This is a genomic window from Ruegeria sp. E8, from assembly GCF_056533985.1.
Map to the genome: position 1 here is coordinate 230,107 of NZ_JBQFOY010000005.1, position 15,679 is coordinate 245,785.

General features: G+C 55.5%; 17 protein-coding genes and 2 pseudogenes. 10 read left to right on the forward strand and 9 right to left on the reverse strand.

The window, feature by feature from the left end:
- Positions 1-71: 71 nt before the first annotated feature.
- Genes ACR0LF_RS09375 through ACR0LF_RS09395 form a run of 5 tightly spaced genes read right to left on the reverse strand, consistent with a single transcriptional unit; the run spans position 72 to position 3,104 of the window.
- On the reverse strand, positions 72-1,232 hold the full coding sequence (locus ACR0LF_RS09375) for an energy transducer TonB family protein (protein ID WP_480576421.1): 1,161 nt from the start codon (positions 1,230-1,232) through the stop codon (positions 72-74).
- On the reverse strand, positions 1,229-1,606 hold the full coding sequence (locus ACR0LF_RS09380; RefSeq protein ID WP_480576418.1) for an ExbD/TolR family protein: 378 nt from the start codon (positions 1,604-1,606) through the stop codon (positions 1,229-1,231). The genes ACR0LF_RS09375 and ACR0LF_RS09380 overlap by 4 nt, the downstream gene beginning before the upstream one ends.
- Before the next feature lie 4 nt (positions 1,607-1,610).
- Positions 1,611-1,943, reverse strand: a complete 333-nt coding sequence (locus ACR0LF_RS09385; protein ID WP_480576415.1) for an ExbD/TolR family protein — start codon at positions 1,941-1,943, stop codon at positions 1,611-1,613.
- A gap of 25 nt (positions 1,944-1,968) precedes the next feature.
- Positions 1,969-2,631: a MotA/TolQ/ExbB proton channel family protein gene (locus ACR0LF_RS09390; RefSeq protein WP_480576413.1), complete on the reverse strand. Its 663-nt coding sequence runs from the start codon at positions 2,629-2,631 to the stop codon at positions 1,969-1,971.
- Positions 2,628-3,104: a hypothetical protein gene (locus tag ACR0LF_RS09395; RefSeq protein WP_480576410.1), complete on the reverse strand. Its 477-nt coding sequence runs from the start codon at positions 3,102-3,104 to the stop codon at positions 2,628-2,630. The genes ACR0LF_RS09390 and ACR0LF_RS09395 overlap by 4 nt, the downstream gene beginning before the upstream one ends.
- A gap of 159 nt (positions 3,105-3,263) precedes the next feature.
- On the opposite strand from ACR0LF_RS09395, the pseudogene ACR0LF_RS09400 reads away from it, so the two are divergent.
- Positions 3,264-3,563: pseudogene (locus ACR0LF_RS09400) on the forward strand (transposase); the annotation flags it as partial.
- Here the strand turns inward: ACR0LF_RS09400 and ACR0LF_RS09405 are convergent.
- Positions 3,514-4,461, reverse strand: coding sequence for a LysR substrate-binding domain-containing protein (locus ACR0LF_RS09405; protein ID WP_480576407.1), 948 nt, complete (start codon positions 4,459-4,461; stop codon positions 3,514-3,516). The pseudogene ACR0LF_RS09400 and the gene ACR0LF_RS09405 sit on opposite strands and share 50 nt — an antisense overlap.
- 179 nt (positions 4,462-4,640) lie before the next feature.
- Here ACR0LF_RS09405 and ugpB point away from each other — a divergent pair, with 179 nt between their 5' ends.
- The 5 genes from ugpB to ACR0LF_RS09430 all read left to right on the forward strand — a co-directional run bounded on the left by ugpB (position 4,641) and on the right by ACR0LF_RS09430 (position 9,757).
- A complete protein-coding gene (ugpB, locus tag ACR0LF_RS09410) occupies positions 4,641-5,951 on the forward strand; it encodes a sn-glycerol-3-phosphate ABC transporter substrate-binding protein UgpB (protein ID WP_480576404.1) in 1,311 nt (436 codons plus the stop codon).
- Positions 5,952-6,012: 61 nt separating this feature from the next.
- Positions 6,013-6,894 carry a sn-glycerol-3-phosphate ABC transporter permease UgpA gene (ugpA, locus tag ACR0LF_RS09415; RefSeq protein ID WP_170415890.1) on the forward strand — a complete coding sequence of 294 codons (882 nt, stop codon included), beginning with the start codon at positions 6,013-6,015 and terminating at the stop codon, positions 6,892-6,894.
- Positions 6,895-6,914: 20 nt separating this feature from the next.
- On the forward strand, positions 6,915-7,751 hold the full coding sequence (gene ugpE, locus ACR0LF_RS09420) for a sn-glycerol-3-phosphate ABC transporter permease UgpE (RefSeq protein ID WP_170416212.1): 837 nt from the start codon (positions 6,915-6,917) through the stop codon (positions 7,749-7,751).
- Between the two features lie 3 nt (positions 7,752-7,754).
- Positions 7,755-8,810, forward strand: coding sequence for a sn-glycerol-3-phosphate ABC transporter ATP-binding protein UgpC (gene ugpC, locus ACR0LF_RS09425; protein WP_480576400.1), 1,056 nt, complete (start codon positions 7,755-7,757; stop codon positions 8,808-8,810).
- Positions 8,810-9,757 carry a glycerophosphodiester phosphodiesterase family protein gene (locus ACR0LF_RS09430; protein ID WP_480576397.1) on the forward strand — a complete coding sequence of 316 codons (948 nt, stop codon included), beginning with the start codon at positions 8,810-8,812 and terminating at the stop codon, positions 9,755-9,757. The genes ugpC and ACR0LF_RS09430 overlap by 1 nt, the downstream gene beginning before the upstream one ends.
- Positions 9,758-9,873: 116 nt before the next feature.
- Here ACR0LF_RS09430 and ACR0LF_RS09435 read toward each other — a convergent pair.
- The 3 genes and pseudogenes from ACR0LF_RS09435 to ACR0LF_RS09445 all read right to left on the reverse strand — a co-directional run.
- Positions 9,874-10,365, reverse strand: a pseudogene (locus ACR0LF_RS09435) (transposase); the annotation flags it as partial.
- 423 nt (positions 10,366-10,788) lie between these two features.
- Positions 10,789-11,592, reverse strand: a complete 804-nt coding sequence (locus ACR0LF_RS09440) for a phosphatase PAP2 family protein (RefSeq protein ID WP_480576394.1) — start codon at positions 11,590-11,592, stop codon at positions 10,789-10,791.
- Between the two features lie 93 nt (positions 11,593-11,685).
- On the reverse strand, positions 11,686-12,225 hold the full coding sequence (locus ACR0LF_RS09445; protein ID WP_480576392.1) for a cytochrome b: 540 nt from the start codon (positions 12,223-12,225) through the stop codon (positions 11,686-11,688).
- A 161-nt stretch (positions 12,226-12,386) separates the two neighbouring features.
- On the opposite strand from ACR0LF_RS09445, the gene ACR0LF_RS09450 reads away from it, so the two are divergent.
- The 4 genes from ACR0LF_RS09450 (at position 12,387) to ACR0LF_RS09465 (ending at position 15,679) form a co-directional block, all read left to right on the forward strand.
- Positions 12,387-13,199: a LytTR family DNA-binding domain-containing protein gene (locus ACR0LF_RS09450; protein WP_480576389.1), complete on the forward strand. Its 813-nt coding sequence runs from the start codon at positions 12,387-12,389 to the stop codon at positions 13,197-13,199.
- Between the two features lie 590 nt (positions 13,200-13,789).
- The gene (locus ACR0LF_RS09455; RefSeq protein ID WP_480856263.1) at positions 13,790-14,767 is read left to right on the forward strand and encodes a COG3904 family protein; all 978 of its coding nucleotides are present in this window, start codon (positions 13,790-13,792) and stop codon (positions 14,765-14,767) included.
- 7 nt (positions 14,768-14,774) lie between these two features.
- Positions 14,775-15,137, forward strand: coding sequence for a hypothetical protein (locus ACR0LF_RS09460; protein ID WP_480856265.1), 363 nt, complete (start codon positions 14,775-14,777; stop codon positions 15,135-15,137).
- Positions 15,134-15,679, forward strand: a complete 546-nt coding sequence (locus ACR0LF_RS09465) for a hypothetical protein (RefSeq protein WP_480576381.1) — start codon at positions 15,134-15,136, stop codon at positions 15,677-15,679. Before ACR0LF_RS09460 ends, ACR0LF_RS09465 begins: the two co-directional genes overlap by 4 nt.

The window sequence follows — 15,679 nt, forward strand, 5'->3', positions numbered from 1 at the left end:
ACTCACACCGCACGGACGAAATGGACTTTCGCTGCGCCTCCACCAAGGCCGGCCATCGCCTGCGCCGCTGATCAGTTGATCTGATAGAAGAATGAAAGCTTTCGGCTTACGCCGCCCGGCGGGCGCGGGAAGGGTGCCGCGCTCCGAACCTGTGCCTTGGCGGCGCGGTCGACATTCTGGGAACCTGAACTGTCGACGACGTCGACCCAAGCCAGCGTTCCATCCGGATTGATCTCGAAGAAAACCTGCGCGTACCCTCTGTCTTTGACATATACGACCGGGGATCGATTGAGATGGACCAGTACCTCACCGGCATAGTTTGTTGTGTCAGCGTTGCCCGGTCCGCGCCCACCTGACCGGCTTCCGCTGTTTCTTTGGCGGAAGGCATCGATACCATCGCGCTGATAGGTGCGTAGCGGCGACTCGACCAACTGCGTGGGATTGCGCAGGTCACTGAAATCGTTCAACCCGTCACGCAAACCCTTCAGCGTGGGTGTTGGCCGCTCTTCGCGTAGGCGCGGACGCGGAGAAGTGGCCACGGCCAGATCGGTCGCATCCGTTTCTTCATCGTTTGCTGCGGTATCGGGTTCGTCAGGCACGGGCGCTGCCGTTTCAAGCGGGATGTCCGGAGCGATTGCCGCCTGTTCCAACGGGACAACGGGAACTGCCGCAGCCTCGGGCGCCGGAGCGATCGTGGCGGCAGGTGCAATGGATGGTGCGACCACGGTCTCGGCTTCAACGGGTGCTGCGCTCCCGTCAGTCGTGCCAACCGGAGTTTCTGCAACCGAGTCGGGTTCCACCGGCGGCGTTGCGGCCGTTTCCTCGGCGGTGTCTGAGCTATATTCGGGCGGGTCTTCACCATCTGGCGCGTCGGGTTGAGGCGGTTCCGGTGCCGTCGGTTGCAGAATTTCAGCGGTACCGGTGTCAGGCGACGGCACTTGTTGAGGGTCGTCCGAGGCCACACGCGCATCGCTGGTCGGTACCTCCGCCGGTTCAGGTTCCGGTGCCGTCTCGACCGGGGGGTCGGGCACTTCTGCGAGTTCAGGTTGCACCGGTTCGGCGGGGGCATCCGCCAAATCTTCGAAAGCATTGCCCAAGGCGACCGTGTCCGCTGTGCTGTCCGACGCAGGCGGTGCTGCCGGACCAGGCACAACAACGCTCAGGCCAAAACCGTGAGCCAGCAGCGACACGAGCAGGGCAATCGTCGCAACAGCCAGCGACCGGCGGATCATTCGAGGGCCTGCTCGGTCACGAGAAACACCGAGGACGCGCCAAGGCGGCGGAGCGTGCCGGTGACTTCGATCAAGCGGACGCCAGAGACGTTGCGGTCGGGTACGATCCTGACGGGTTCGCTGCCGTGACCCGTCATGTAAGCCTCCGGATCGGTCGCTGCGCCGCGAAAGCTCAGGCTTCCGTCCTGGTGCAGCACCAATGCGTCGGGCGGTTCCCGCCCTTCAAGCTCGGCTGTGTTCACAAGCTCCAGATCTGGGTCGAGCGGTGCCGCCAACGTGCCGGTGATCAGGAAGAAAATCAGCATCAGAAAGACGACGTTGATCAGCGGGATAGTCGAGTCGCGTTTGCGGCGGGGGTGGGCGTGGCGGATCATCGGCTCACTCCAACACCGTTACGCTCAACCCGTCGCGTCCTCGCAGACGAACCAGCAAATCCACCAGGCGCTGCGCAGAGGTATCAGCATCAAGGCTGACGAGAACCAGCCCGGTCTCGACCTGCGCGGCCAGCTCATCGAGCGAGGCCGGTGCGCCATTCAACGTCAGCCGCTCTGGGCCAAGCTGAACAAAGACCCGTTCCGTCGGTTCGCTGGCTGCTGCACCCCCGGCGGTTGCGCTGCTCAGCTCGATCTCGCTGAAACGCGAGAAAGTCGATGACAGCATGAAGAACAGCAAAAGCAGGAAGATCACGTCGATGAGCGGTGTCATCGACATGGGCCGTCTGACAAAGGGCGCTGCCCTACGCATGCTCGGGCGTGTCCGAGGAGGCCTCGGTGCCCGCCGCCGCGATGGCCTGACCCGGCACCAGCACGGTGCGCAGGGCTTTGTCCGCGAAGACCCGTTCGCGCGCGGTGCGGCTTTCGAACCAGGAGAGCAGCATCGAAGTGGGCATGGCCACGGCAAGGCCAACTGCCGTGGTCACCAAGGCGACCCAGATGCCACCGGCCAACAGAGAGGGATCGACAGAGGAACCCGCCGTCTGCAGGCTCTGAAACGCTTCGATCATGCCCAGGACCGTGCCAAAGAGCCCAAGCAACGGGGCGAGCTGCGCAATGGTGTCCAACAAACGAAAGCCTCTCTCAAGCCCGGCAAGCGCCAGACCCGCTTCGGCGTCCAAACGATCATCGAGGCTGGGCGTCTCGGGCCTACCCATTGCGGCGGCGACAATCGGGGCGAGGTAGCTGCGGCTGTCGGCAAGACGCGCCCGCGCCATCTGCCGGTCTCCCCTGTCCCAAGCTGCCAGCGCCTCGGACAGAACCCGGTGCCGACCGACCCCGCAAGCCGCATATTGCCAGATCTTGTAGATCGTTACCGCCAAGGTCAGCACAGACATCACGATCAGTACCGCGACCACCGGACCGCCCAGGGCCAGGATCTCGCGCAGGGCTCCAAGCGGGTTCATCCGAGAAGCTCCACATCGACACGGCTGCTTGGATACAGCGCCTCATGGCAGACCTTGCTCTCGGTCCCCGCGACAACGCAAGAATTCGCCCCGTTGATCAATGCCCGTCCCACCATGTCGCAGGCCATGCCGGGCAGATCAAACTGGCGCACGCGCGGTCGTCCTACCGGTAAATCGCGGAAATCGAAGAGCGACAGGCGCACGACACTACCGGTTGCATCGAATATCACGGTCTCGAACACGGCTTTGTCGATCTCTTCTTCTGTCATGTTTTGCGCAAAAAAGGTCAGGCGGCAGGCGCCATCAACATCCTTAAGCGCGTTCAGTTCAATAAGAAGGCCCGATGGCCGCTCCGTGGTGACCTGCGCGAGCAGCGTTGTCTGAAACGAAGATGCTACGACAACAAGCCCGGCAAGAGCAAGGCGGCGAAATAGCATGGTTTGTCTCCCGAGCGCAGATTTCTTGAATGCCATAGAACCGCGACACTCCGCGTCGGCTGTGCCAAAACTATGCCAACTCGTCCCTGCTTTAAAGGGCCATTCGGCTCTATTGCATAAATGGGCTGGGTATTCATCTCATGAATCCAGCATGGTAACTGTCATACATGAGCAGTTGATTCCCTACGAAGTACGAAGACCAGGAACTGGCCTTCGTACAACACGGCGCTGAAGCAGCGCGGTTCACTATCGATCTGGTTTGATCCTGAGACGCCCTGGCATGCGGCTCCGGCGGGCATGCGCGGTCGTCAGCCTGAGTTCAGCGATGCTGCGGTCCAAGTTTGCCTGACGCTGAAGGTGCTGTTCGGCGTGCCCGTTCGGCAGACGACCGGTATCGTCGAAAGCCTGCTGCGGCTGGCCGGGCTTAACCGGAAAGTCCCAGACTTCAGCACATTTTGCCGCCGCCAGAAGACGTTGAATGTCGCCATCCCCTATCCGCCTTGAACGGGCCTAGGCTCTCTCGGAACTGCTCGATAAACTCAAGCGTCACCAGTGACGGTTGCTTCAAAACCGGGCGCACTAGGGAAAGTGTATGTGACAAGAGAGGTTTGAACGGTCGGTAGCTCAATCCGTTGCCTGCATATTGGACGGCGTCCAACTCGCTCACCACGGAAACCCCGACACCTTTTACCGCCAATTCACAAGCCGCCGTGAACTGCCTGACTTCAATGTGGGAATTCAGTTTGACGTTGGCATTTTGAAACGCTTTTGAAAGTTGTCCGAAAAAATCGCTGTCGCGCCGTGTGTGAATAATCTTGGCATTTGCAAGATCCGTAGGTGTCACCTCGGAGAGTTTTTCCAATTCATGTCCGGTAGGAAACACGCAAACTGTACGGACATCGATGTCGCTGCTTTCGACAGCCGGATGCCCGTTAAAGCTGTCTGTGATTCCGAAATCATATTGCTCACCGATCATCCACTCGAGAATGCGTTCCGGTCTGTCAGGCTCGATCGTCATGGTTACACCTGGCCGATCTTCTAAAAACGTGGCGACGACGTTGGGAAGGTGACTGGTGGCGAACCCGGGCAAACATGCGACGCGGATGTGTCCAGCTTTGCGTTGGGTTATGTCCTGACTGACATCCGAGATCTGCTTCATCAGCTCAATAACACGCTCAATGCTGGGTTGCAGGTAACGCACCTCCTGTGTCGGCACTAGCCTACCTTCGCGGCGATCAAAAAGTTGAAACCCAAGCGATTTTTCCAGATCGGAAAGCAACCTGCTCACAGCTGGCTGACTGACTCCCAGATCAGAAGCGGCCCCCGTAACCGAGCCATTGATGGTTGCCGCCATGAGCGCCTCCAACTGTCTGATCCTCAGGGTTTGGCTCATTTTTAGTCCTATTTGTTGCTGGCGGTTTCAAAAACTATAATGCAATGTTATGTTTTTTGCCAATAATAAGGTCTTGAATTATATTCATCCCGATGTAACGTCGGTGGAATAATAATCTCACCAGATGCGCACTGCGCTTGGTGTTAGTGACCGCATCAGTTTGATGCATGGGAGGAATCATGAATAAGCAATTTCTCGGCGCTCTCGCCGTAACTACTGCGTTGTCCCCCGTGGCGGCGATGGCCCAAACTGAAGTTCAGTTCTGGCACGCCTTCACCGGCCGACTGGGTGAGCTTGTTAAAGCGCAGGTTGAAGAGTTCAACGCCAGCCAGGATGAATTCGTCGTGGTCGAAAGCCACAAAGGCAACTACTCGGAAACCCTGAACGCGGGCATCGCCGCCTTCCGCGCCGGTGAACAACCCCACGTCCTGATGGTCTTTGAGGTTGGCACCGCTACAATGATGTCGGCCGAAGGCGCGATCAGACCGGTCTACGAAGTGATGGCCGAAAGCGGCGCGTCATTTGATCCGGACGCATATATTGGCTCTGTCAAAGGGTATTATACAACCACTGACGGAGACATGCTTTCGCTGCCTTTCAACTCGTCCACACCGGTTCTGTGGGTCAACCGCGACGCGTTCGAAGCGGCCGGCGTTGATCCAGACACGGACCTGTCCACTTGGGAAAAAGTTGGCGACGTGCTTGACCAGCTGAAAGCTGGCGGAGAAGACTGCCCGCTGGTCACCGCATGGCAAAGCTGGATTCACCTTGAAAACATGTCGGCCTATCACGACGTCCCGTTTGCCTCACAGGACAACGGCTTTGCCGGTTTGGATACCGAGCTGATGCTGAACGGCCCGGCGCAAGTGGCGCACCTGACCGCTATGGGTGACTGGGCCAAGGATGGCAAATTCATCTACACTGGTCGCAGAAATGAGGGCGGCGCGAATTTCCGGTCGGGTGAATGCGCTTTGTTCACCGAAAGCTCTGCCGGATACGCGGGCATCAAAGCAGAGGCCGAGTTTGATTTCGACGTGCGCCCCCTGCCCTATTGGGAAGCTGTCACCAGCGAGCCGCAAAACACCATTATCGGTGGTGCATCCCTTTGGGTTATGGAAGGCCATGATCCCGAAGAATATAAAGGTGTTGGTGAATTCTTGAGCTTCCTGTCCTCGTCTGACGTTCAAGCCAATTGGCACCAGAACACAGGTTATCTTCCGATCACGGCCGAAGCGGGTGAGGTGACCCGTGCAGCGGGCTTCTATGACGAAAACCCCGGCACTGACATCGCAGTTATTCAAATGACCGCGAAAGAGCCGACTGCGAACTCGAAGGGTCTGCGCCTGGGTTCCTTTGACCAAATCCGCGGCATCATCGACGAAGAGCTCGAGGCCGTCTGGTCCGGTGAAAAGACCGCTCAGGAAGCGATGGACAGCGCAAAGGAACGCGGTGACGCGTTGCTGCGCCGGTTCGAATCCGCCAATCAATAAGGCGTAACTTCATGCGGGCCCCATCCGGGCCCGCATTTTCTTTCTTCGGTGGACTTTCTGGATGGAAAAACGCGTCACTTTTCGCGGCTGGCTGTTGCCATTGGCGCTGATCGCCCCTCAGGTCATCATCTCCGCCGTCTTCTTCTTTTATCCCGCTGGTCAGGCCGTTTGGCAGTCCCTGTTCATACCTGACCCGTTCGGCCTGTCGTCTCAGTTTGTGGGGCTGGGAAACTTTGAATTCCTGCTGAGCGACAAGTACTACCGCGCGTCTTTCGTCACAACGGCCGTGTTTTCGACGCTTGTAACACTCTGTTCGATGATCCCCGCGCTATTTCTGGCGGTCATCGCGGACCGGCTGATCAAAGGGTCGGGCGTCTATCGAACATTGCTGATCTGGCCTTATGCCGTTGCCCCCGCCGTGGCCGGTGTGCTGTGGTTGTTCATGTTCAATACACGTGTCGGCGTGGTGTCTTGGTACCTTAGCCAACTTGGCTATGACTGGAACCATGTTTTGAACGATACCGAAGCTATGGGGCTGGTTGTCGTCGCCTCGGCCTGGGGCCGCATCAGCTATAACTTTTTGTTTTTCTTTGCAGCGCTGCAATCCGTGCCCCGATCCGTAATCGAAGCGGCGGCGATTGACGGCGCGCATTTCTGGCGCCGGTTCTTCACGATTGTATTGCCGCTGCTATCCCCGACAGCCTTCTTCTTGCTGGTAGTCAACGTTGTCTACGCCTTCTTTGAAACCTTCGGCGTTATCCACACGATCACGGGCGGCGGCCCGCAACAGGCGACGACGATTCTTGTCTACAAGGTCTTCTCGGACGGGTTTGTCGGGCAAGACCTTGGCTCATCCTCGGCACAATCAGTCATTCTGCTGATCGTGGTCGGCCTGCTGACCGTGATCCAATTCAAATACGTGGAAAAGAGGGTGCATTACTGATGGCGGCCCAACATCACGGAATGGTCGAAAAGCGCGGCGCGGGCATCTGGCTGACCCATGCGTTCATGATCCTTGGCGTTCTGATCATCTTCTTCCCAATCTGGCTGGCCTTTGTGGCCTCGACCGTGACCCAGGCAGACATCGTCTCGCCGCCCATGCCCGTTGTGCCGGGCGATCAGTTCTGGGTGAATTACAAGGCGGCGTTGTTCTCGGGCATAAACGTGCCCGTCGCGACGATGTTGTTCAACAGTCTGGTGATGGCCATTGGCATTGCTGTAGGCAAAATTGTCATTTCGCTGCTGTCCGCTTTTGCAATCGTCTACTTCAAGTTTCCTGGCCGGACGACGTTCTTCTGGCTGATTTTCCTAACCCTGATGCTGCCGGTCGAGGTCCGTATCGTTCCGACGTTCGAAGTCGTCGCCGGGTTCGGCATGCTCAACAGCTATTATGGGCTGATCTTTCCTTTGATCGCCTCGGCCACGGCAACGTTCCTGTTTCGTCAGTTCTTTCTGACGATCCCCGACGAACTGGCCGAAGCTGCCCGCGTGGACGGGGCTCGCCCGATGCGGTTCTTCATTGATATCGTGGTGCCGATGAGCCGGACCAATATCGCGGCACTGTTCGTGATCCTGTTCATCTATGGCTGGAACCAATACCTGTGGCCGCTTCTGATCACGACCGATCCCGAAATGAACACCATCGTGATGGGCATCAAACAGATGTTCCCGTCTGGCGATGACTTTGCACATTGGCCAACGATTATGGCCACATCCATTCTGGCGATGATCCCGCCGGTCATCGTGGTGGTGTCGATGCAAAAGCTTTTTGTCCGCGGCCTTGTCGATAGCGAGAAGTAAGAAATGGCAACTGTCACCCTTGAAAACGTTAAAAAGAGCTTTGGCCCGACGGACGTCATCCATGGCATCGACATCGATATCGCTGATGGTGAGTTCATCGTGATCGTTGGCCCCTCGGGCTGTGGCAAGTCCACGCTGTTGCGGATGGTTGCGGGCCTGGAAACCGTGACTGCGGGCGAAATCCGGATTGGAGAGGAACGGGCCAACGACAAAGAGCCGATGGATCGCGATATCGCGATGGTGTTTCAGAACTATGCACTCTACCCACATATGTCTGTGCGCCAGAATATGGGATACGGCCTTAAGATCGCCGGGCTGCCCAAGAACCAGATTGACCAGAAGGTGACCGAGGCCGCCAAGCTGTTGCAACTGGAACCCTTATTGGATCGCAAACCAAGACAACTTTCCGGCGGCCAACGTCAGAGGGTAGCGATGGGTCGGGCTATTGTCCGAGAGCCCGCCGTCTTCCTGTTTGATGAACCGCTGTCGAACCTAGACGCTAAACTACGTGTCCAGATGCGTCTGGAAATCCGTGAACTTCAGGAGAAGCTGGGCATCACCTCGCTTTACGTAACTCACGATCAGGTCGAAGCGATGACGATGGCAGACAGGATGATCGTCATGAACGGCGGTATCGCTGAGCAGATTGGCACACCGTTAGAGGTTTACGAAACACCAAGAACACTGTTCGCGGCACAGTTCATTGGCAGCCCCGCGATGAACGTGTTTGATGCCCGGCGGGAAAACGGGACGGTCAAGATCGGTGAAATAGAAGTTGGCCCATCTGCGGGTCCTGATAGCGCGTTGAAGCTGGGCATCCGCCCGGAACACCTGTTGTTGGATGATAATGGTCCGCTGGAAGCGGCGATCCAGATGGCAGAACCGTTAGGGGCCAATACTCTTTTGCACGGTCAACTCGCGGGAGTTGGCGGAATGATCACAGTAAGCCTTCCGGGCGTCCATCCGATCGAGGGCCGGCATCCGAATATGCGGTTCTCGGTCGCCTCCGAGCACATGCATCTGTTTGACCAATCAACCGGGGAAAGGCTGAAAAGCTAATGGGGTTTCCACAGGTCGAAGCATTTCGTGGTGGTAACAACCTGATCCGTGTTGTGGGACATCGAGGGGCAAGAGGCGTTTTGCCTGAAAACAGCATGATTGGCTTTGGCTTCTCGCTGTCCATCGGCGTACCGCTTCTTGAATTTGATGTTGTTCTGACGGCCGATGACGTTCCGGTTATAACCCATAATCATCGTCTGCACGCATCTAGCTTTCGCGACAGTAATGGCCTGTTTCTTTCCGGAGAAGAGCCGAAAGTCTCTTCTCTGACTTTCGAGCAGATCCAGCAATTCGATATTGGACGGTTAGACGGGCATTCTGCCTATGGCCAACGCTTCCCGGATCAGGCGCAACTGGACGGCGTTCGTGTCCCAAGGCTGCTAGACTTGCTCGATTTGGTAACCGAACCAAAATACGGCGATGCCTGTCTGATGCTCGAATTGAAGTCGGATCCAGCTCTGGCTCACGATGCGGATTATCGAGAGAACTTTGTTGGGCGGGTTCTTCAGGAAGTTCGCGCCAAAAGTCTATCTTCGCGCGCGGTTTTGCACAGTTTCGATTGGAACCTTTTAGCAGAATGCCAGCGACAGGCTCCTGATATGCCGTCTTCTTACCTTACGCAACTTCCGGAAAACGAGGGTGATGTAGGCGAGGATTCCTCGAAAGCGGTTTGCCCGGATTTTCGCGGTCGCTGTGACGAAATTCCACTTTTGGTCAAGCAAGCCGGTGGTTCGCTTTGGTGCCCATACTATGCGGATGTGACAGCAGAAAATGTGGCCCTCGCAAAAGAGTTGGGCCTGTGTGTTGCCGTTTGGACGGTCAATGAGCACGAAAATATAGACAGAATGATCGATCTGCGCGTGGATGCAATCGTATCTGATTACCCCGGGCGGGTTCAAAGGCATCTGTCCGATTTAGGCATGGGGTGGCATGTCGGCAACCAGTGAATTCTACGTCGCTAATTCGTGGCGTTTTTTATGTTTCTTCCATGTCCGTGGTCAGGAGTTTTGGGCCAGTTGGCAGCCTGACCTAAGAGAGGATCTGGTTCATCCGGTTCGCATGTTTATGCGGCGGATTTGCGGTGAAGCAAGCGCCGGGTTTCGATTGTCTTTTGTTTGATCCTTCCTCGTTGTTTCAGAATGGTGTGGCCGCGTCCGAAGCAGACGTCAGCGGGCGTGAGGTTTTGCAGGCTTTCGTGGTAGCGACGGAGATTGTAATGCTCGACGAAGGCGTCAATCTGCTGCGTGAGATCGCCAGGCAGACAGTAGTTTTCCAACAGGATGCGGTTCTTGAGGGTCTGATGCCAGCGCTCGATCTTGCCTTGGGTTTGCGGATGATATGGCGCACCACGCACGCTATCCATTTGCTGATCTTCCAGCCAATCGGCCAGTTCACCGGAAATGTAGCTGGACCCGTTATCGCTGAGCAGACTCGGTTTGTGCAGCACCGTTGCCTGATCACAGCCCGACGCCTGTAGCGCCCGGTCCAGCGTGTCTGTCACATCCTCGGTCTTCATCGTTGTACAAAGCGTCCAGGCAATGATGTATCGGCTGTACGCGGACCAGGCGGTGCAAACGACGAATTCCTCCTCGCCGCCACTGCCCAAAACCTCAGCAAATTGGCGAAGATCTTTCCCGCATTGCAACAAACACAAAACGCCTGACCGGAAAGCCGCTCGACCTTAGTTCAGGCGCCCCCACTACGCACCAGCAATACGTTGTTATTTTTATATAATTTCCGCTTTTTTTTGCTGTTCGCCGCACGAGCAATATACAGAGAATTACAAACTCACCAAATGCGGAATTGCAGCCATTTAAAACCAAGAAGGGAACGACCGCATTCGGCACCCGATACGGCCAGAATTCTAAGCCCTAGTTCGACGCTCACTGATTTTGCAGGCGCTATAATCGTACCAATTCACTGTTCGTGTAGCCTGGATTGCACAACTGAGAAAAAGACCGAACATATCAAGTGTCGTTCATTCGGAATGCGGCACCGTCGGGCTTGGTTTCTGCTTCTTTTGCCAAATTCCACGGTTCCCGAGGAACAGGAAAGACAGCAGCGCTGCCACCAGCGACACGAAGAGGATCGCAAAAATCACATCAGACAAAAAATGCCGACCAAAAGCAATGCGAAGCAGCGCCCCAAATACCGAAACCGTGAGCGCAGATCCGAAGACAATTCGGCGCAATGTCTTGTTTCGAAGAAACCGAGTCAGAACGTAAGTTGAAATTGCAAAAGCTGCTGCTCCGGCGGCTTCGCCCGAGACAAATGAGCAATTCGCTTGACACTGAGCAACGATCTCAAAGGGTGGAGAGAATGAAAGGCTGCCACCAAACTCCACAACATCAGCCGGTCTGGCACGACCCCAGAACGACTTCAGCAAACCGTTGACCAAAAACGCGGGCCCGATCAAATACAGACAGAAAATGAATCCCCACACGCGCATCGGCACGCCGATGTATGTGCTGGACACCAAGCCTACAAGAACACCGCTTAACGCGAGCATTGCCATATAGAAGTATGCATTCTGTGCCGCTTCTCGAAACGCTGTCAAAGCCGGGGAACCTGCGGCAGCGAACTCTTTGACCGGCTCCCAGAATAGTGATGATACCCAAATATCAATCCATGGGGCTGAAGCGAACAACGCTTGAAAGGAAGCTACCAAAATAAACAGCCATATCATGATCCGGGTTCGATTATTTAGATATTTCGCCAGGTAGTTCAGCGGATTATGGTCTCGGGTGGTTGTAGCCAGATGGATTGGTTCGAACGTTTTCATGGGTATCACGGGATTTCTGCGCTTGATGTCATTTCGATGGATCATGGCGCTGGTGAGTAGTGGCAGCGGACAAAATAAGATTACGTTTATTGATTATTTGAATGTCATTCTTTTGAGTACGTCGTGGCCTTCCATGCGATGCTTCACGACGGCTGCGATATGACCGGCGACAACGGCAAGCATAGTATAGGCAAGCCATCTGTGAATGGTCGCTGTTATCGTTTCGAGATTGTAGCCCCACAGAGTCTCCACCGTCGGGAAAACCTTAGGCATCGTCAGGCCGAACAAAGATGTTCCATGTCCACCAAAATCCGTCTCGGCCCACCCTATGAAGATGATCATCAGCGGCAGAACGTAAAGCGTCAAGTGGCCCAAATGCGACAACACTTTTTCCCAGTTTGCCAGCGCCGCCAAAGGGGCCGGGGGCGGTGTAATGAACCGTATTGCTATGCGCACCACGATAAGGAACAGCAGCAGGACGCCCATGGAAATATGAAGCGAAAACAGGGTTTCCTCTATTGCTGAATCATCTGGCACCAATTTGGTCATCGCGTATCCACAGGCCCACATGAAGACGAAACAAATCGCCATGAGCCAGTGCAGAATCCGCGCGAAAAAGCTGTAACGTTCCATGTTAGCTATCCTTTCACTGAAGCTATTCGGCGAGGTGCTGCATGGGGATTAAACATTCATGCATGGATGCTGGAGCGGTTTCTCAACTGCGTTAATGGTAAGGGTTCTTTCGCGAACGGTCACATCTCGACCATTCGCGATGGGGCAGCTAGATACTCTTTATGAAGTTGGATCATGTCGCTTTCACTGCTGGACTCTTCAGAAAGACCCTGCTCGCCGCTTTGATCGGCGCGGGCTTCGTAATGGTTCTCGAACCAACCCATACGGCAAGCGTTCCAATATTGGCGGCATTTGCACTTTGGTTTACCCATCTATTCCTGGCGGCGGTACTCTTTCTGGCTGGGGTCTTGTTGTTTCAACGGCTCAGGTGCCCCGACCCGCTCCCGGCAATCGCTGCTGCACTTCTGTTGCCTATACCTTTCGCCCTGGTTTCACTCGGCTTGGACGTTGGCTTCGACAACGCAGATGATGACCTGGAAGCAGCTGGATCACCCGTTTCAATTTTCTTGAATGAGGTCGTTACAACCGCCCCTCTCGCCTTGGCTGTGGCACTGGCAATGACATTTCTTCTTCGCCGAAGTCCTTCAGATCAGAACGTCCTTAGGTTAGAAGAACAACCAGAAGAAGCTTCCCCGACATTGAAGCAACTCATTAACAGTGTCCCGCAGTCTCTGGGCGATGATATCATTCGCCTGCATGCTCAGGATCATTACGTGGAAATCGTGACCTCCAAAGGAAGCGCTCTCCTATCAGAACAGTTCGGCGATTGTTTGAACAAACTCAAAGACTTGGACGGCATTCAATGCCACCGATCACACTGGATCAGCTTAAAGCATGTCGACAACGTGTCGCGTAAAGGCAGTGCGTACATCTGCAGGATGAGCAATGGTGATCAGGTTCCCGTTAGCCGGCGAAGAAATGCAGAGTTGCGCGATAGGGTTGGCATTCGGGTCTCACTCGCTCAGAAGCCATAACGCGCGCTTCGAAAAGAGCCGCTATTCATAAGTTCCGCGGCATTGGTAACAATGGGCTGAATCCGTTGAAAAACGCGCGCTTGATTGTTTGGCATGGTGCTGATTCACTTCTCCCGACGCGCGGGAGGATTGGTGATGATGGGAGCGCGGTAAGTGGCTCAGGCGGCGTTGTTTTACGAGTTCTCGCTAGGAGGTCACATTCCACAAAATCATCTGCTGCGTGCTATTGCACCGGCACTTTAAGGGGTTAGGACTTTTCCACTGTCATTTGGTCTCTGACGCGCGGCTTTTCAGAACCGAAGCGATGCGTGCTGATCCCTTAATTCCGATAACCAAAATTCCCTTTGAACTAGGGTACACTTATTCCCCCGCTTGCACCCGTTTCTTCACAAAAACGAAAGGGTCGAACGCCACAGAAGTATAGATTTCAATCTATGCGAACGTACCAAAATGGCATTTACGGTAATTGACTCCCCAAAAAGGAACAAAATTGGTACCATTCAATCAGAATGTTACGTACATCTATCTTCGCATTCTTCTTATCTGCCAGCCCGGTTTTCGCCGAGTCTGCCCGCATTGCTGACGAGTGTATGGGCAATGCGACGGAAAGCTGTTTCATCATCATCGATGGGAAAATCACCACCGAGACGCTGAGCGCAGTCGAGGTGGCGCTGGAAAACCAGATGGACGGGTTCAAGGTTCTGTTGAACAGCGATGGAGGATCGTTCCAAGCCGGTCTGGCCCTCGGTCGGCTCATAAGGGAATGGGGTCTGCATACCGAGGTCGGTCGAGCGACCTATGTGGACTCCACCCTGAACAATGCTGCGTTCGAGCGGTTCGATGATATCGAAGATGGCCAATGCGTGAGCGCCTGCGCCTATGCCTTTCTCGGCGGCGTTGTCCGCAAAATCAACGGGAACAGTCGGCTGGGATTTCACCGCTTCTACCTCGCGCAAGGCGATCTGCCCGGAGAAGGTGGTCTGGCGGCGGGACAGCTTGTTGCAGCCGATGCCGTTTCATACCTTGTCGAAATGGGCGTGGACGCCCGGATCTTTGTCACCGCGAGCAGCGCGGGCGAGACAAAAATGAACTACCCGACACCGGAAGAGTTGGAGGAATTCGACCTTGTCACGCCAACCGGGTATTCACCGTTCTCCATTGAGCCATACCGGCAGGGTATCATCGCGGTCAGCCGACGACTGGATGCAACCCGTGGCTATGATCACGCTTTTCAGCTCACAGCTTATTGCAGGGGTGGGCAGCCACACCTTCTGCTGACAGCCGATCACCCGTGGATCGGCGATGCAGGCAGCGGACCCGAAGATGCGGTTGTAACCCTCGATGGGCGACAGATCCCGGTTCGGGGCTTTTCGGTGCACGCGGACGACACCAACAGCTATTTCACATTCCAATTGGCATCTTCGGACGTGCCCTCGATCCTGTCCGCGAAGAATTTGAGTGTAGTCTACATGCAACCGCGAGTCTCCGGCGGGCCGCAAGAAGCCAAGATCGAAATCACTGAAATCGACTGGGAAATGCTGTCCGCGGCATTTCGGTTCTGCATCTGAGGATTGAATGATGATGAAATATCTGCCGATCATCCTTCTTGCCCTTGTTGCCACGCAGGGGCTTTCGCAAGACAGGGAATTCTACCGGCTACGGTCAGACGATCTGCAATGCATCGTCGACAATATCGGGCTTTATCGGGCCATGGGTGACCTTGTCTATGTGGATGTCACGGATTGTCCACCAGAGGGCGAAGCAAGCATTCTCGACAATCTTGTGAATGAAATTCCCAACCCTGAGTTCTCCGAGGAATACGACAGTTTTCTGGTGCTGACCTCGCCAAATCTCAACTGCCTGAGCGGGGTAACCCTATCAGAGAGCTCCGATGCTTACCGGTTCTATCCAGACAATTGCCGGGTTGAAGCGGAATGACCAGGGTTGAGCGCATCGAATTGTCGCTTAAGGTCATTGCCACTCTCATCGCAATCTTCGGCATCTGGAAGTATTTTGCGGATCGACATAGTGAGCGCATCGTGGCGGCGCAAAACCGGTCGCTTGGCTATATCGAGCGTTTTGGCGGCTCTGATTTGGTCGCAGCGCGTGGTCGGCTTCTGGCCTTTTGGCAGGACTATCCGGAATTGGTGGTTGCCACCAAAGAAGGGAGCTTAACCGAACCCGGATATGCCCTAGCCGTCGATGCGGTCTATCGCGCGCATGAGAACCGGAAACAGGTGGATGAAGCGTTGTTTCGGATGCAGGTATTTCTGGACGAAATGTCGTTTTGCCGCAGTTCATCCGCCTGCGATGCGGCAATACTTGACGGGTTCTTCTGCAACTACGTCAGGCGGTTTTCACGGTCTTACAGACCGTTTTACGCGCGTCTATCGAAGGACATCGGCGCGGATCCAATCGACGCAAGCTTACGAAACTTAGCCAAGGAGTGCGCGGGCACAAAAGAACAGCCGAATGATTGA